Here is a 14,179-nt window from a genome sequence, read left to right on the forward strand (position 1 = left end):
GGCCGTGGGGGAGGGCACGCGAGGGGCGGGCTTGAGGCGTCAGGCGGTGGGGACGGGGGTTTTGGTGCGGCGGCGGAGCAGGGGCGGGCCGATCAGGCAGGCGGTGGCGATGAGCAGGACGGCCAGGGAGACCGGGCGGGTGACGAAGATCGAGGGGTCGCCCTCGCTGAAGGCCAGGGCGCGGCGGAACTGGACCTCCATCAGCGGCCCCAGCACCGCTCCCAGGATCAGCGGCGCCACCGGGTACCGGGCCCGGTGCAGGACCCAGCCCAGCAGCCCGAACCCGTACGCCACCAGCACCTCGAAGACGCTCTGGGAGATCGAGTAGACCCCCAGGGTGGCGAAGGCCAGGATGGCGGCCGTGAGGAGGGCGGCGGGGACGCTGAGGAGCTTCACCCAGACCCGGATCAGCGGCAGGTTGAGCACCAGCAGCATCACGTTCCCGATGTAGAGGCTGGCGATCAGCGTCCACACCAGCACCGGTTGCTGGTCGAAGAGCTGCGGCCCGGGTTGCACGTTGTAGATCTGGAACGCGATCAGCAGCATGCTCGCCGTGGCCGACGTCGGGATGCCCAGCGTCAGGAGCGGCACCAGGACCCCGGAGAAGGCCGCGTTGTTGGCCGCCTCCGGCCCGGCCACGCCCTCGATCGCGCCCTGGCCGAACTCCTCCTTGTGTTTCGACAGCCGCTTCTCGACGTTGTAGCTCAGGAACGTGGGAAGCTCTGCGCCCCCGGCGGGCAGCGACCCGATCGGCAGGCCGAACAGGGTCCCGCGCAGCCAGGGCTTCCACGACCGGCGCCAGTCCTCGCGCGTCATCCCCACCTTCCCGGCGACCGCGACCGGAGGCTGTGACGGCTGGTGCCGGGAGGCGGCCGTGGAGATCGCCTCCGCCACCGCGAACAGCCCCACGGCGACCGCCACCACCGACAACCCCTCGTAGAGGTCCGGCACGCCGAACGCGAACCGCGGCTGCCCGGTCATCTGGTCGATCCCCACCATCCCGATCGTCAGGCCGAGGAACAGGCTCGACAGCCCCCGTACGATCGAGTCCCCCATGAGCGAGGTCACCGTCACGAACGCGAGCACCATGATCGAGAAGTACTCGGCCGGCTGGATCAGCTTGGCGATGTTCGACATGCCGGGGGCCAGGAACGTGATGACGACCGTGGAGATCGTGCCCGCCACGAACGACCCGATCGCCGCCGTGGCCAGGGCCGCTCCCGCCCGACCGCGCCTGGCCATCGGATAGCCCTCGAGCGTCGTGGGGATCGAGGCCGTCTCACCCGGGATGTTGAGCAGGATGGCGGTCGTCGAGCCGCCGTACATGCCGCCGTAGTAGATCCCGGCGAACATCACGAACGCCCCCACCGGATCGAACACGAACGTCAGCGGCAGCAGCAACGCGATCGTCGTGGCCGGCCCGAGCCCGGGAAGCACGCCGACCAGCGTGCCGACGGTGACGCCGAGCATGGCGAGCAGCAGGTTCTGCAGGCTCAGCGCGTGGCCGAAGCCGTCCAGCAGGTTGCCGAGCACGTCCATCTCAGATCGCCAATCTGACCAGGCCCGGCGGCAACGAGATGCCGAGGAGCCGGTCGAACAGGAAGTACGTGGCCAGCGCCAGCGCCAGCCCCACGAGCACGTCGCGCACCAGCCTCCTGCTGCCCAGCACCCTGGCGACGGCGACGAAGAAGGCGGTGGTCGCCTGCCAGTAGCCGGCCGGGACCAGGAGCAGCGCGTACGCGGCCAGGCTGCCGATCAGCAGGAGGACGGAGGGCCAGTGCGGTTCCCCTGACGCCTCACCGCCGACGTCGGTGGTGGCGGCGGCCGGGGGTGTCGCGTCCGGCTCCCGCGTACCCGGTCTGAAGGCCTGGACGACCCCGATGACCGACACCACCGCCAGCCCGACCCCAACCAGCAGCGGGAACGCGCGCGGCCCCACCGCCTGGTAGCCCTCGCCCTGCGGGATCGCGAACGCCTGGGCCAGCACCACCACGGCCGCCGCCAGGAATCCGAGCGAGACGATCCGCTGCGTCACTTGCCGAGCCCCAGTTCGTCCAGGATGGTGGTGACTTGGGTGCGCTGCTGGGCCAGCACCTGGCCGAACTGGTCGCCCGGCCGCCAGTCCTCGACCCAGTTGTTGCGCTCGAGCACCTTCTTCCAGCAGGAGGTCTGGCGCACCTTGTCCAGCAGGCCGATGACGTCCTGCTGCTGCTCCTTGGTCAGGCCCGCGGGCGCGAGCACGCCGGCCAGCGTGGAGATCGCCGCGTTGGCCAGGCCGAGCTCCTTCATCGTGGGCGCGTCGATGCCCGCGACCCGCTGCTCCGAGTCCACCGACAGCACCCGCAGCTCGCCAGCGGAGATCTGCGGGCGCAGCTCGGCGACGGTGTCGATGCCGGCCGTGGCGGCGCCGCTGAGCAGCAGGTTCAGGGACTCGCCGCCGCCCGCCGTGGGCACGAAGTTGACGTCCTTGGCGGCGACGTTCCGCTCCTTGGCCAGTCCCGCCACCGTCATCTGGCCGGGCCCGCCGAGCGAGCCGCCCGTCCACTTGACGCTGTGGGGCTTGGCCTCCATGGCGTCCAGCAGCGACTTCAGGTCCTTGTACGGCGACTTCTCCGCCACCACGATCGCGGTCGGCCCCCGGCTCAGCCCGGCCACGGGGGTGAGGGTGGACAGGTCGACCGGCGACTTGTTGTTCACGATGCCGCCCAGCATGGTCACGCTGTCCATGACCATGAGCTGGTACGGGTCGCCCTTCTTCTTGGCGAACTGGGCGAGCCCGATGGTGCCGCCCGCGCCGGGCACGTTCGTGACTGTGGTGTCCACGTCGGCCACCTTGCACTCGCTGAGCGTGCTGGCGATGCCGCGCGCCCGCGTGTCCCAGCCGCCGCCGGGGCTGCCCGGCGCCATGATCGACAGGGGCTTGCTCGGATAGCCGCCGCCCGATTCGGCGGCCTCGCCCACGGCGCAGCCGCTGAGCGTCACAGCCACCGCGGCGGCGGCCAACAGCTTGATCTTCATGATGACTCCCGGGGGATGAGGATCGATGCGAAGAAGTCCTTGACCGGCTCGAGCACCGACATCGGGTCGTGACCCACGCCCGGCACGACGTCGAACCGCACTCCGATGCCATGGGCCTCGAAGTTGTCGCGCAGCGCCTTGAGCCGATCGACGCGGGTGACCCCGTGGGCGTCGGCGCCGTCCATCCAGTTGGAGTCGCCCTGGTTGTTGATCTCCCAGGTCTCCACGTCCGCGCTGCCCACGACCATCTGCACCGGCACGTCACGAAGCTCCTCGAATTTAGGAGCGCTGCCGAACTCCTCCTCGAACCCCTTCAGCCCGATCCACCACGGGCTGCTGTGATCGATGTACGTTATCCGCCCTGGTGCACCGATTGACAATCCGGTGAGCCGGTCGGGGTGCAGGTAGGCGAAGCGGTGCACGAACTGCCCGCCGCCGGAGAACCCGTGCAGGAGGAACCGCTCGGTCCGTACGTTGAAGCGCTCGCCGATCTCCTCGACCATGGCCAGCAGCGCGTGGTCGAAGCGGATGTCGCCGTACTTGAGGAACTTGAAGCTGTGCAGGTCGTGCGGGTCGTCGCCGATGCCGGCGGGGAAGAGCGGGGCCAGGACGACGCAGCCGTGCTTCTCGGCCCACTCGGCGAAGTTGTCCCGGTACTGCGGTCCGCGCCGTCCCGTGCCGTGCTGGAGAACCGCCAGTGGCAGGGGAGCGCCGTCCGGGTCGTGCGCGGACGGTACGTACAAGCAGTAGGAGAACCTCTGGTCGTACCTCGACGCGAATACGGTCGTCGCACCTGCCGAATAGAAGCCGGTCGGATGCTTGACCACGTGCAGTTCCTCAGCCATGACGCCACAGCCTGGGGAGACACTCGGTGACTCTCAAGCAGATTGACGTCAACGCGGTAATCTGCAGGGTGGCCGTCACGCTCCTCCTCGACTCCCCCGGCACCGGATCCGTCGCCGTCCAGCAGTCGCCGCTGGCCGAGCTGTGCGCCTGCCTCCATGTCCTCGACGAGCCCGGCCACCACCCCGGCAGTGCGAGCTGGGTGGCCAGGGCGCACGCCGGGCTGGACAGCGAGCTGCTGGCCACGGCCGCCGCCTGGGCGCCGCTCTGGAGCGCCTTCCGCGCCCGCTACCTGCTCCCGCTGTCGGCGGGGCCGGCGCGCACGCTGGACGGTGAGCTGCGGGAGGTGGCCGGGCTGCCCATCGGCGACTTCGTGGCGATGACCGTGCAGGCCCTCATCGGCAAGAACGACACCGAGCTGGCGCCCAGGCTCAGCGACGAGGTGCTGCACCGGCTGCGGTTGATCTCCTCCAGCCGCATGGAGATCGGCGCCCGGCTGCGCGCCGATCCCGAGGCGTTCCGCGGCGAGCTGCTCGGCTTCCTCGCCGACTTCGCCGCCGCGGCCTTCGACGCCGAATGGCCGTCGCTGCGCCCGGCCCTCGACCGCGATCGCGCGGAACGCGTACGGGACCTGCACCGGCGTGGCGCGCTGGCCCTGGCCGACCTCCCGACCGCGTCCACGTCGTCCGACGGGCGAAGGCCGCTGCGGATCGTGTTCGACAAGCTCTACAACGCCACCGCCCGCGTGGACGAGGGCCGGCCCTGCCTGCTCGTCCCGACCGTCCACGGCCGGCCGCACTTCGTGATCAAGCACTACCCCGGCTACCCGGTCGTCATCCAGTACAGCGCCGACGGCGCCGCCACGCCGACGCTGGAGACGGCCAGGCGCCGGCTCGCCGCGCTCCAGGATCCGACCAGGCTGCGGCTGGCGTACGCGATCCTGCGCAACCCCGTCGCCACCTCCGAGCTGGCCATCCAGCTCGGCATGACCGCGCCCCAGGTCTCCAGGCACCTGCGCAGGCTCAGGGAGGCCCAGCTCGTGCACACCCACCGGCGCGGCTCGGTCGTCTACTACCAGCTCGACGCCGACGCCGTCGAACGCCTCGGCCCCGACCTGCTCTCCGTCCTGTACCGGTGAAGAGCTCGCGTATTGCGGGGGGTCAGCCGCCCTCCTGCGACGCCGAGGGCGACGAAGGCGGGGAGGGAGGGGGCGCCGCCGCGGGCATGCCGGGGAAGGCGGGGGGCTGGGCGGGGCGGAAGGCGTACGAGCGGGTCGTCGCCTCCTGCATGGCCTGCGCGGCGTAGCGGCGCAGTGAGACGTCCTGCGCGGCGGCCAGCTCCAGATAGGCGGCCGTGACGCCGGTCTCCAGGTGCACCGCCAGCTTGGCCGCCAGCGCCGGCCCGGAGGGGAAGAACGGCAGCGCGTAGGACGCGTCGGGCTCGGCCGGCCGCCCGCCCCGCGCCGTGATCAACGTGCGGAGCTGGTCGCGGCGCGCCCGGTGGGCGTCGAAGGCCGCGCTCATCCTGGCCCGCAGCGACCCCGACGTCCGCGCACCCAGCAGCCCGTACGCGAACAGCACGGCATGCTCGGCGGCCAGCGCCTTGCGGAGTTTCTCGACGTCGTCAGGGTTCACAGCGACCTCGGCAGGGCGAGTGCGTGGGCCGCCTCGCAGGCCCCGATGCTGGCGATGAGCTGGGCCACACCCGGTGAGACGCCGTCGAGCTGCTGGATCCGCAGGGCCGCCGCCTTGCGCTCCAGGTCGCGCAGGCGGGACAGGGACGGCTTGGGGGTGGGAGTCGGGGTGGAGGCGGCGGTGACGGGCGGCGCCGAGGCCACGGTGACGTATTTGCGTAGCTCGTTCACGTGGGCCTGGTGGCGGTCACGGAACGGCACCAGTTTCCGGGCCCCGCCCGAGATCAGCGACGAATAGAGCGCGATCGTCCGCTCCTTCTCCGCGATCAGGTCCTTCAGCAGCACGGTCTCAGGGGAGTCGGAGGCCTGGACGGACGGCTGCGGCGGGCCGGTGGTGCTGCAGGCGGTGAGAGCGGCCGCTCCGCCCGCCAGCAAGGCTCGCCGGGAGAGGTGACGCGGGCGCACGGGCTAGGACCTCCAGTGACGGTGGAGCCGACCGACGGGAAAGCCGCCCATGGGCAGGCGCGCCCGATCGACGCCGCGGCGGCGGGCCCTTCGGGGGCTTTCTCGTCGGTAGCATCGTACGGGCTGGTGCCCGCGATCGCTGTCAGGCGACGCTCCGCCATTCGACCACGACGAGTGGCGCTCTTTCCGTGCCCCCATACAGATAGGGTGTCAACTGTCGTCGCTGGCTGAGCGGCCAGACGGCGGAGAGCCAGAGGCGAGGTCCGCCCGGCTGAGACATGACAATAGGGGAGGTCGATATGGGCAGCGCGTCACCCCGCGACCACCTGATGAAGCTCCTTGAGCCTGTGGTCAGCGCGGAGGGCCTCGATCTTGAGGACATCACGGTCACCCAGGCCGGCAAGAGACGGCTGTTGCGCGTGATCGTCGATCGCGACGGCGGCGTGAGCCTCGACGACGTGGCTGATGTGAGCCAGGCCGTCTCCGCGGCCCTCGACGACGACGACTCGATGGGGCAGGCGGCCTACACGCTGGAAGTCTCCTCGCCGGGCGTCGATCGCCCGCTCACCGAGCCACGCCACTGGCGCCGCGCCGCGAAACGCCTGGTGAAGGCCGAGATGAGAGACGGCAACGTGGTGGAGGGCCGCATCCTGGCCGCGGACGAGGCCGGTGTCGACATCGACGTCGCGGGCACCGCACGCAGGCTTGATTACGAGGACCTGACCCGGGGACGGGTACAGGTGGAGTTCCGCCGGATCGACGACGTCGACGGCGACGAAGGCTAAGGGGGAGCCGTCGTGGACATCGACATGAGCGTCCTGCGCAGCCTCGAGCGAGAAAAGGACATCTCCTTCGACCTGGTCGTCAAGGCGATCGAGGACGCGCTGCTGATCGCCTACTTCCGCACCGACGGCGCCGCCTCCAAGGCGCGCGCCCAGCTCGACCGCAGCAGCGGTCACGTCACGATCTTGGCCGCCGAGCTCGACGAGGACGGCGAGGTCGTCAGGGAGTACGACGACACGCCCAACAACTTCAGCCGGATCGCCGCCACCACCGCCAAGCAGGTCATCCTGCAGCAGCTGCGCGACGCCGAGGACGAGATCAACTTCGGCGAGTTCGCCAGCCGCGAGGGCGAGCTGGTCTCCGGCGTGATCCAGCAGGGCAAGGACCCGCGGGTGGTGCTGGTCGACCTCGGCAAGATCGAGGCCGTCCTGCCGCACGCCGAGCAGGTCCCCGGCGAGGAATACGTGCACGGAGAGCGCATCCGCGCCTACGTCGTGCAGGTGAAGAAGGGCCACAAGGGCCCCTCCGTCACTTTGTCGCGCACGCATCCCGGGCTGGTGAAGAAGCTGTTCGCGCTGGAGGTGCCCGAGATCGCCGACGGCACCGTGGAGATCGCCGCGGTGGCGCGCGAGGCGGGCCACCGTACGAAGATCGCGGTCCGCTCCCGCAAGCCCGGCGTCAACGCCAAGGGCGCCTGCATCGGGCCGATGGGCTCGCGGGTGCGCAACGTGATGACCGAGCTGCACGGCGAGAAGATCGACATCATCGACTGGTCGGAAGATCCGGCGGAGTTCGTGGGGAATGCCCTGTCACCGGCACGTGTTTCCCATGTCGAGGTGCTCGATCTCGAGGGACGCGTCGCACGGGTGACCGTGCCCGACTACCAGCTTTCGCTGGCCATCGGGAAAGAGGGCCAGAACGCCCGGCTTGCCGCGAGACTCACCGGATGGCGGATCGACATCCGGCCGGATACTCAGGCCGAAGATGCCGCCGGTTCCGTAGATGCGTCGACACGGTAAGCTGGAATATGGTGGCCAAGCGACCCCACAGCGCACCTGTGTGGGCTGCAGGGTTCGTACGGCTAAGTCCGAGCTGCTCCGTCTGGTGCGGGTCGAGGACCATGTGGTCCCTGACCTGCGAGGACGGCTTCCTGGCCGAGGTGCATCGCTGCATCCGTCCTTGAGCTGTCTGGAGCTTGCCGAGCGTCGCCGAGCGTTTCCGCGCGCTTTTCGCGTGACGGGACCGCTTGACGTCTCGCGCGTGCGGGCGCAACTGGAGGGAGACCACGCAAATGTCATGTAGGACGCCGAGTTGATGGGCGGAGTCAGATTGCTATGAGCGCCTGATGAGCACGCGGCGATGAAGACGTCAAGTTAGCGACGGTCCGGACGGCACAGCCAGCCTCCCGGGCCGAGTAAGGGAGTGCAGTGGCGAAGGTCCGGGTATACGAGCTCGCTAAGGAGTTCGGCGTAGAGAGCAAGGTCGTCATGGCCAAGCTCCAGGAGATGGGAGAGTTCGTCCGCTCGGCGTCCTCGACCATCGAGGCGCCGGTGGTCCGCAGGCTCACCGAAGCTCTGGGCGCATCGAAGGGTGGGCCCTCCAGAGGCGGCGGACAGCCGTCCAACAGGCCGCAGCCGCCCAAGGCTGCTCCCCGGCCGGCAGAAGGCCAGGCCGGTAACGGCGCCGGACAGGCGCCGGTCCCCACAGCCCCGCGTCCGGGGCCGGGCCCCAGGCCCGGTCCGGGTCCGCGTCCGGGCCCCGCGGGCGGCGGTCAGCCGCGCCCGCCGGTGCCCATGCCTCACCAGCAGCCGCAGCAGCCCGAGGCTGCTCGCGGTGAGACGTCCGGGGCTCCTCAGGCACGGTTCGAGAGCGGCGCGCCCGCGCGCCCGACTCCGGGTCCGCGTCCCGGCCCCAGCGGTGGCCCTGGTGGTGGCCGTCCCGGCCCCAAGCCGGGTCCCGCGCCCCGTCCGGGTCCCAGGGACGACCGCGGCGACCGTGGCGACCGTGGCGACCGTGGCGACCGGGGTGACCGCGGCGACCGGGGCGACCGGCAGGCGCCGCGTCCCGGCGCGCCCACCGGCGGCGGTCCCCGCCCCGGTCCGGGTCCCAAGCCGGGCCCGCGTGGTCCGCGTCCCGGTAACAACCCGTTCTCCTCGACCGCCAGCGGCATGGGCCAGTCCCGCCCGCCGCGTCCCGGCGGCCAGCGTGACGGCGGCGGTCCCGACCGCCGCGAGCGTCGCGACGGCCCGCCGCGCGACGGCGCGATGCCGCGTCCGCCGCAGGGCCGTGGCGGCACCGGTGACGCCGGTCCCCGTCCTGGTCCGCGTCCGGGCCCGCCCGGTGCGGGCGGTCCGCGTCCTGGCCCCGGTGCGGGTGGTCCCCGTCCCGGCGGTCCGCGTCCCAACCCGATGATGATGCCGCAGGGTCGCCCTGCCGGTCCCGGCGGCGCAGGCCGTCCCGGTGGTGGCGGTGGCGGTGGCGGCCGTCCCGGCGGTGGCGGCGGTGGCCGTCCCGGTGGTGGCGGCGGCGGTCGTCCCGGTGGTGGCGGCGGCGGCTTCGCCGGTCGTCCCGGCGGTGGCGGCGGCACCGGTCAGCGCACCGGCACCGGTGGTCCCGGTGGCGGCGGCGGTGGCTTCGGCGGTCGTCCCGGTGGCGGCGGTCGCGGGCGCGGTGGCGGCACGGCCGGCGCGTTCGGGCGTCCCGGTGGCCGTCCGGCCCGCGGGCGCAAGTCGAAGCGGCAGAGGCGCCAGGAGTTCGACAACATGTCGGCGCCGGCGATCGGCGGCGTGCAGGTCGCTCGCGGCAACGGCGCGACGATCCGCCTTCCGCGCGGCGCGTCGCTGTCCGACTTCGCCGACCGCATCGGCGCGAACCCCGCCTCGCTCGTGCAGATCATGCTGCACCTCGGCGAGATGGTGACCGCGACGCAGTCGGTCAACGAAGAGACGCTGCAGGTGCTCGGCGCCGAGCTCGACTACAACATCCAGGTCGTCAGCCCGGAGGAGGAGGACCGCGAGCTTCTCGAGGCCTTCGACATCGAGTTCGGCGAGGACGAGGGCGACGAGGCCGACCTGGCCGCGCGTCCCCCGGTCGTGACCGTCATGGGTCACGTCGACCACGGTAAGACCAAGCTGCTCGACGCCATCCGCAAGACCAACGTGGTGGCGCGCGAGGCGGGTGGCATCACCCAGCACATCGGCGCTTACCAGGTCGCCGCCGAGCACGAGGGCCAAGACCGGAAGATCACCTTCATCGACACCCCGGGTCACGAGGCGTTCACCGCCATGCGTGCCCGAGGCGCCAAGTCCACCGACATCGCGGTGCTGGTGGTCGCGGCCGACGACGGTGTGAAGCCGCAGACGATCGAGGCTCTCAACCACGCCCAGGCGGCCGACGTGCCGATCGTGGTCGCGGTCAACAAGATCGACAAGGAGGGCGCCGACCCCAACAAGGTCCGGGCCCAGCTCACCGAGTACGGTCTGGTGGCGGAGGAGTACGGCGGTTCCACGCTGTTCGTCGACATCTCGGCGAAGAACGGCACGGGCATCGACAACCTCCTCGAGGCCATCCTGCTGACCGCGGACGCCGAGCTCGACCTGCGGGCCAACCCGACGATGGACGCCCAGGGCATCGCGATCGAGGCTCACCTCGACCGTGGTCGCGGCCCCGTCGCGACCGTCCTGGTCCAGCGCGGCACGCTGCGCGTCGGCGACTCGATCGTCTGTGGCGAGGCCTTCGGCCGCGTCCGGGCGCTGCTCGACGACAACGGCGAGCCGGTCGATGAGGCCACGCCGTCCCGTCCGGTCCTGGTGATGGGTCTGACGGCCGTGCCGAGCGCCGGTGACAACTTCATCGTCGTCACCGACGACCGGATGGCCCGCCAGATCGCCCAGCAGCGCGCGGCGCGCAAGCGCAGCGCCGACATGGCGAAGTCGAGCCGTCGCCGCAGCCTCGAGGACATCTTCAAGGACCTCGAGAAGGGCAGCGTCGACGAGCTCAAGCTCATCATCAAGGGTGACGTGTCCGGTTCGGTCGAGGCCCTGGAAGACGCCCTGCTCAAGATCGACGTCGGCGACGAGGTCAGGCTCCGTGTCCTGCACCGCGCGGTCGGCGCGATCACCGAGTACGACGTCAACCTGGCCGTGGCCGACGACAACGCGGTCATCATCGGCTTCAACGTCCGCCCCGAGCCTCGGGCGCGCGACCTGGCCGAGCGCGAGGGCGTCGACATCCGCTACTACTCGGTCATCTACCAGGCGATCGAGGAGATCGAAGCGGCGCTCAAGGGCATGCTCAAGCCCGAGTTCGAAGAGGTCCAGCTGGGCACCGCGGAGATCCGCGCGATCTTCAAGGTGCCGAAGATCGGCAACATCGCCGGTTCGCTGGTCCGCTCGGGCAGGATCGTGCGCAACAGCAAGGCGCGCCTCATCCGCGACGGTGTCGTCGTGACCGACAACCTCACCGTCTCCTCGCTGCGGCGGGAGAAGGACGATGTCACCGAGGTCCGCGAGGGCTTCGAGTGCGGCATCGGCATCGGCTACAACGATCTCAAGGAAGGCGACGTCATCGAAACCTTCGAGATGCGGGAGAAGCCGCGAGACTGACGCGCGGCTCGGCGCCCGGCGGGACATCCGCCGGGCGCCTCTCGCACGCCCTGGCCTGGTCCCCACCGCAGCAGGCCGGGCGTGCGTTCACCACACCAGGCCAAGCGGTGGTTACCAACGATGTATGTGGGTGCTCTGACCCTGGACATCCTGCTCGGCGACGTCAGATCGCTGAAGCAGAAGCGCTCTGTCGTACGGCCGCTGATCGCCGAGCTGCAGCGCCGTTATCCCAGCATCGCGGTGGCCGAGGTCGGCCATCTCGACCTGCACCGCAGGGCCGAGGTCGGCGTCGCGGTGGTCTCCTCCTCCGCGGGTAACTGCAACGAGATCATGGACGCCTGCGAGCGGATGGTGGCCTTCCGCCCGGAGATCGAGCTGCTGTCGGCCAGGCACCGGCTCTACAACGACGAAGATTGAACGACTGCACGGCCAGGTCGTGCGTGAGGGGGAGCGAACATGGTGGATGCCGCACGAGCGCGGAAGCTCGCCGACCGCATCCAGCAGATCGTCGCCGAGATGCTGGAGCGCCGGATCAAGGACCCGCGCCTGGGCTTCGTCACCGTGACCGACACGCGCGTCACCGCCGACCTGCGCGAGGCGACCGTGTTCTACACGGTGTACGGCTCCGAGGCCGAGCGGTCCGACAGCGCGGCCGCCCTCGAGAGCGCCAAGGGGATCATCCGCTCCGAGGTGGGCCGCCAGACCGGCGTGCGCTTCGCCCCGACGCTGACGTTCAAGCACGACCCGCTGCCCGACTCGGCCCGCCACCTCGACGACCTGATCACCGCCGCCCGGTCCCGGGACGCCGAGGTGGCGCGCCGGGCCGAGAGCGCCTCCTACGCCGGCGAGGCCGACCCCTACCGCAAGCCCGACGAGGGCGAAGCGGACCTGAGTGTGGACGACCAAGCGTGACCCCCAACGTGCGCGACAGAGCGGATCGCCCGTTCCGCGCGGACCCCCGCACGGTCACCGGCGGCGCGATCCCCGAGGCCGCATGGGACCGGGCCCTGCGGCTGATCGGCCGGGCCGACGAGATCGCGCTGGCCTGCCACGTGACGCCCGACGGTGACGCGCTCGGGTCGATGCTGGCCGTGGGGTTCGCGCTGCGGTCGCTGGGCAAGCGGGTCGTCGCGTCGTTCGGCGACCACCATTTCGTGGTCCCGCGGCTGCTGAGCTTCCTGCCCGGCCAGGACATGCTGGTGCCGCCGCAGGACTACCCGGCGGCGCCGGAGCTGATGATCACCTTCGACGTCTCGACGTTCGAACGCCTCGGGCTCCTGCGCGAGAACACCGCCAGGGCCCGCGAGGTCATCGTCGTCGACCACCACCCCTCCAACGAGGGGTTCGGCACGCTCAGCCTCATCGACTCCACGGCCGCCGCGACGGCCATGCTGGCCGAGCAGCTGATGTACCGGCTCGGCGGGCGACTCGACCGCGACATCGCCGTCTGCCTCTACACCGGGCTGGTGACCGACACGGGGTCGTTCCGGCACTCCTCGACCACGCCCGCCGTGCACCAGATGGCGGCCAGGCTCGTGGCGAACGGGCTGCGCACCGACGAGATCGCCCGCGAGCTGTGGGACCGTTCCCCGTTCGGCTATCTCAAGGTGCTGGCCGCCGCCCTCGACCGGGCGGCGCTGGAGGACGGGCTGATCTGGACGTACGTGACGCGGGTCGACCGGGCCGCGCACGGGCTCCCGTACGCGGAGCTGGAAGGCATCATCGACATCGTCCGGCGCACGGACGAGGCCGAGGTCGCGGTCGTGCTCAAGGAGGACGACCAGGGCGACTGGCAGGTGTCCACCCGGTCCAAGGGCAAGGCCGACGTCGGGGCCGCGTGCGCGGCCCTGGGCGGCGGCGGGCACCACAACGCGGCCGGTTACACCTCGCACGAGACCGTGGAGGCGACCATGGACGCCTTCCGGCGCGAACTTGGGAAGGTTGGATGGTCGAGAGCGGGCTGATCATCGTCGACAAGCCGGGCGACTGCACGTCCCACGACGTGGTGGCCAAGATGAGGCGCATCGCGGGCACCCGCCGCGTGGGGCACGCGGGCACGCTCGACCCGATGGCGACGGGCGTGCTGGTGGTCGGCGTCGAGAAGGCCACCAGGCTGCTCGGCCACCTGACGCTGACCGAGAAGGTGTACGAGGCCACGATCAGGCTCGGCGTGAGCACGAACACCGACGACGCCGAGGGTGAGGTCACCGCCACGGCCCCGGCGTCCGGCGTCACGGCGGCCGAGATCCACAAGGGCGTCGCCGCGCTCACCGGGGAGATCATGCAGATCCCGCCGCAGGTGAGCGCCATCAAGGTCAACGGGCAGCGCGCCTACAAGATGGCCCGCGCGGGCGAGGAGGTCGAGCTGCGGGCCCGGCCTGTCACCGTGCGGTCGTTCGAGGTGCTCGACATCCGGGCGCACGACGACGTCGTCGACGTGGACGCGGTCGTGACCTGCTCCAGCGGCACCTACATCCGCGCGCTGGCCCGCGACCTGGGCGCGGCGCTCGGGGTCGGCGGGCATCTGACGGCGCTGCGGCGTACCCGCGTGGGGCCTTACGGCCTGTCGCTGGCCAAAACCATCGACCAGCTCGCCGAGGAGTGCGTGATCCTGCCCATCGGGGAGGCGGTGGCGGCGGCGTTCCCGCGCCGGGACGTGACGGCCGAGGAGGCACGCGTCATCGGGCACGGGGGGCGGCTGCCGGCCGCCGGGCTGGGCAAGGGGCCGATCGGCGTGTTCGGGCCTGAGGGCGAGCTGCTGGCCCTGGTGGAGGAGCACGGTCGAGTGGCCAAACCCCTCGCCGTCTTCGTCTCCTAGGCCCTTCTGAGAGCC

The 14,179-nt window shown here is 71.1% G+C and carries 15 protein-coding genes; 9 read left to right on the forward strand and 6 right to left on the reverse strand.

Annotated elements, in window-relative coordinates:
• Nucleotides 1-39: 39 nt before the first annotated feature.
• The 4 genes from ACIBI9_RS15770 to ACIBI9_RS15785 are packed head-to-tail and all read right to left on the reverse strand — an operon-like array spanning nucleotide 40 to nucleotide 3,863.
• Nucleotides 40-1,539 carry a tripartite tricarboxylate transporter permease gene (locus ACIBI9_RS15770; RefSeq protein ID WP_397222765.1) on the reverse strand — a complete coding sequence of 500 codons (1,500 nt, stop codon included), beginning with the start codon at nucleotides 1,537-1,539 and terminating at the stop codon, nucleotides 40-42.
• 1 nt (nucleotide 1,540) lies between these two features.
• Nucleotides 1,541-2,035, reverse strand: coding sequence for a tripartite tricarboxylate transporter TctB family protein (locus ACIBI9_RS15775; RefSeq protein WP_397222766.1), 495 nt, complete (start codon nucleotides 2,033-2,035; stop codon nucleotides 1,541-1,543).
• Complete coding sequence (locus ACIBI9_RS15780) at nucleotides 2,032-3,018, reverse strand: Bug family tripartite tricarboxylate transporter substrate binding protein (protein ID WP_397222767.1); 987 nt, start codon at nucleotides 3,016-3,018, stop codon at nucleotides 2,032-2,034. The genes ACIBI9_RS15775 and ACIBI9_RS15780 overlap by 4 nt, the downstream gene beginning before the upstream one ends.
• Nucleotides 3,015-3,863: a hypothetical protein gene (locus ACIBI9_RS15785; RefSeq protein WP_397222768.1), complete on the reverse strand. Its 849-nt coding sequence runs from the start codon at nucleotides 3,861-3,863 to the stop codon at nucleotides 3,015-3,017. Before ACIBI9_RS15785 ends, ACIBI9_RS15780 begins: the two co-directional genes overlap by 4 nt.
• Nucleotides 3,864-3,889: 26 nt before the next feature.
• On the opposite strand from ACIBI9_RS15785, the gene ACIBI9_RS15790 reads away from it, so the two are divergent.
• Complete coding sequence (locus tag ACIBI9_RS15790; protein WP_397222769.1) at nucleotides 3,890-4,999, forward strand: DUF5937 family protein; 1,110 nt, start codon at nucleotides 3,890-3,892, stop codon at nucleotides 4,997-4,999.
• A gap of 22 nt (nucleotides 5,000-5,021) precedes the next feature.
• On the opposite strand, the gene ACIBI9_RS15795 is transcribed toward ACIBI9_RS15790, so the two are convergent.
• Both ACIBI9_RS15795 and ACIBI9_RS15800 read right to left on the reverse strand, forming a co-directional pair.
• On the reverse strand, nucleotides 5,022-5,495 hold the full coding sequence (locus tag ACIBI9_RS15795; protein WP_394489725.1) for a ferritin-like domain-containing protein: 474 nt from the start codon (nucleotides 5,493-5,495) through the stop codon (nucleotides 5,022-5,024).
• Nucleotides 5,492-5,959, reverse strand: a complete 468-nt coding sequence (locus ACIBI9_RS15800) for a hypothetical protein (RefSeq protein ID WP_397222770.1) — start codon at nucleotides 5,957-5,959, stop codon at nucleotides 5,492-5,494. The genes ACIBI9_RS15795 and ACIBI9_RS15800 overlap by 4 nt, the downstream gene beginning before the upstream one ends.
• Before the next feature lie 299 nt (nucleotides 5,960-6,258).
• Between ACIBI9_RS15800 and rimP the strand changes: the two genes are divergently transcribed.
• From rimP to truB, 8 genes are all read left to right on the forward strand, one after another.
• On the forward strand, nucleotides 6,259-6,744 hold the full coding sequence (gene rimP / locus ACIBI9_RS15805) for a ribosome maturation factor RimP (protein ID WP_397222771.1): 486 nt from the start codon (nucleotides 6,259-6,261) through the stop codon (nucleotides 6,742-6,744).
• A 12-nt stretch (nucleotides 6,745-6,756) separates the two neighbouring features.
• Nucleotides 6,757-7,761, forward strand: coding sequence for a transcription termination factor NusA (gene nusA, locus ACIBI9_RS15810; protein WP_397222772.1), 1,005 nt, complete (start codon nucleotides 6,757-6,759; stop codon nucleotides 7,759-7,761).
• Nucleotides 7,745-8,044, forward strand: a complete 300-nt coding sequence (locus ACIBI9_RS15815; RefSeq protein ID WP_397222773.1) for a YlxR family protein — start codon at nucleotides 7,745-7,747, stop codon at nucleotides 8,042-8,044. Before nusA ends, ACIBI9_RS15815 begins: the two co-directional genes overlap by 17 nt.
• A 125-nt stretch (nucleotides 8,045-8,169) precedes the next feature.
• Nucleotides 8,170-11,346: a translation initiation factor IF-2 gene (gene infB / locus ACIBI9_RS15820; protein ID WP_397222774.1), complete on the forward strand. Its 3,177-nt coding sequence runs from the start codon at nucleotides 8,170-8,172 to the stop codon at nucleotides 11,344-11,346.
• Nucleotides 11,347-11,466: 120 nt separating this feature from the next.
• Complete coding sequence (locus ACIBI9_RS15825) at nucleotides 11,467-11,763, forward strand: DUF503 domain-containing protein (RefSeq protein ID WP_350724641.1); 297 nt, start codon at nucleotides 11,467-11,469, stop codon at nucleotides 11,761-11,763.
• A 39-nt stretch (nucleotides 11,764-11,802) separates the two neighbouring features.
• The gene (gene rbfA / locus ACIBI9_RS15830) at nucleotides 11,803-12,258 is read left to right on the forward strand and encodes a 30S ribosome-binding factor RbfA (RefSeq protein ID WP_397222775.1); all 456 of its coding nucleotides are present in this window, start codon (nucleotides 11,803-11,805) and stop codon (nucleotides 12,256-12,258) included.
• Nucleotides 12,255-13,310 carry a bifunctional oligoribonuclease/PAP phosphatase NrnA gene (locus ACIBI9_RS15835; RefSeq protein ID WP_397222776.1) on the forward strand — a complete coding sequence of 352 codons (1,056 nt, stop codon included), beginning with the start codon at nucleotides 12,255-12,257 and terminating at the stop codon, nucleotides 13,308-13,310. The genes rbfA and ACIBI9_RS15835 overlap by 4 nt, the downstream gene beginning before the upstream one ends.
• Nucleotides 13,292-14,164 carry a tRNA pseudouridine(55) synthase TruB gene (gene truB / locus ACIBI9_RS15840; RefSeq protein ID WP_397222778.1) on the forward strand — a complete coding sequence of 291 codons (873 nt, stop codon included), beginning with the start codon at nucleotides 13,292-13,294 and terminating at the stop codon, nucleotides 14,162-14,164. The genes ACIBI9_RS15835 and truB overlap by 19 nt, the downstream gene beginning before the upstream one ends.
• The last annotated feature ends 15 nt before the right edge of the window (nucleotides 14,165-14,179 follow it).

Source organism: Nonomuraea sp. NPDC050451 (assembly GCF_044458585.1).

Excerpts from the sequence above, each read along its gene's own strand:
- ACIBI9_RS15770 (WP_397222765.1), bottom strand. The coding sequence starts at position 1,539 with ATGGACGTGCTCGGCAACCTGCTGGACGGCTTCGGCCACGCGCTGAGC.
- ACIBI9_RS15780 (WP_397222767.1), bottom strand. The coding sequence starts at position 3,018 with ATGAAGATCAAGCTGTTGGCCGCCGCCGCGGTGGCTGTGACGCTCAGC.
- ACIBI9_RS15785 (WP_397222768.1), bottom strand. The coding sequence starts at position 3,863 with ATGGCTGAGGAACTGCACGTGGTCAAGCATCCGACCGGCTTCTATTCG.
- rimP (WP_397222771.1), top strand. The coding sequence starts at position 6,259 with ATGGGCAGCGCGTCACCCCGCGACCACCTGATGAAGCTCCTTGAGCCT.
- ACIBI9_RS15815 (WP_397222773.1), top strand. The coding sequence starts at position 7,745 with ATGCGTCGACACGGTAAGCTGGAATATGGTGGCCAAGCGACCCCACAG.
- ACIBI9_RS15825 (WP_350724641.1), top strand. The coding sequence starts at position 11,467 with ATGTATGTGGGTGCTCTGACCCTGGACATCCTGCTCGGCGACGTCAGA.
- rbfA (WP_397222775.1), top strand. The coding sequence starts at position 11,803 with ATGGTGGATGCCGCACGAGCGCGGAAGCTCGCCGACCGCATCCAGCAG.
- truB (WP_397222778.1), top strand. The coding sequence starts at position 13,292 with ATGGTCGAGAGCGGGCTGATCATCGTCGACAAGCCGGGCGACTGCACG.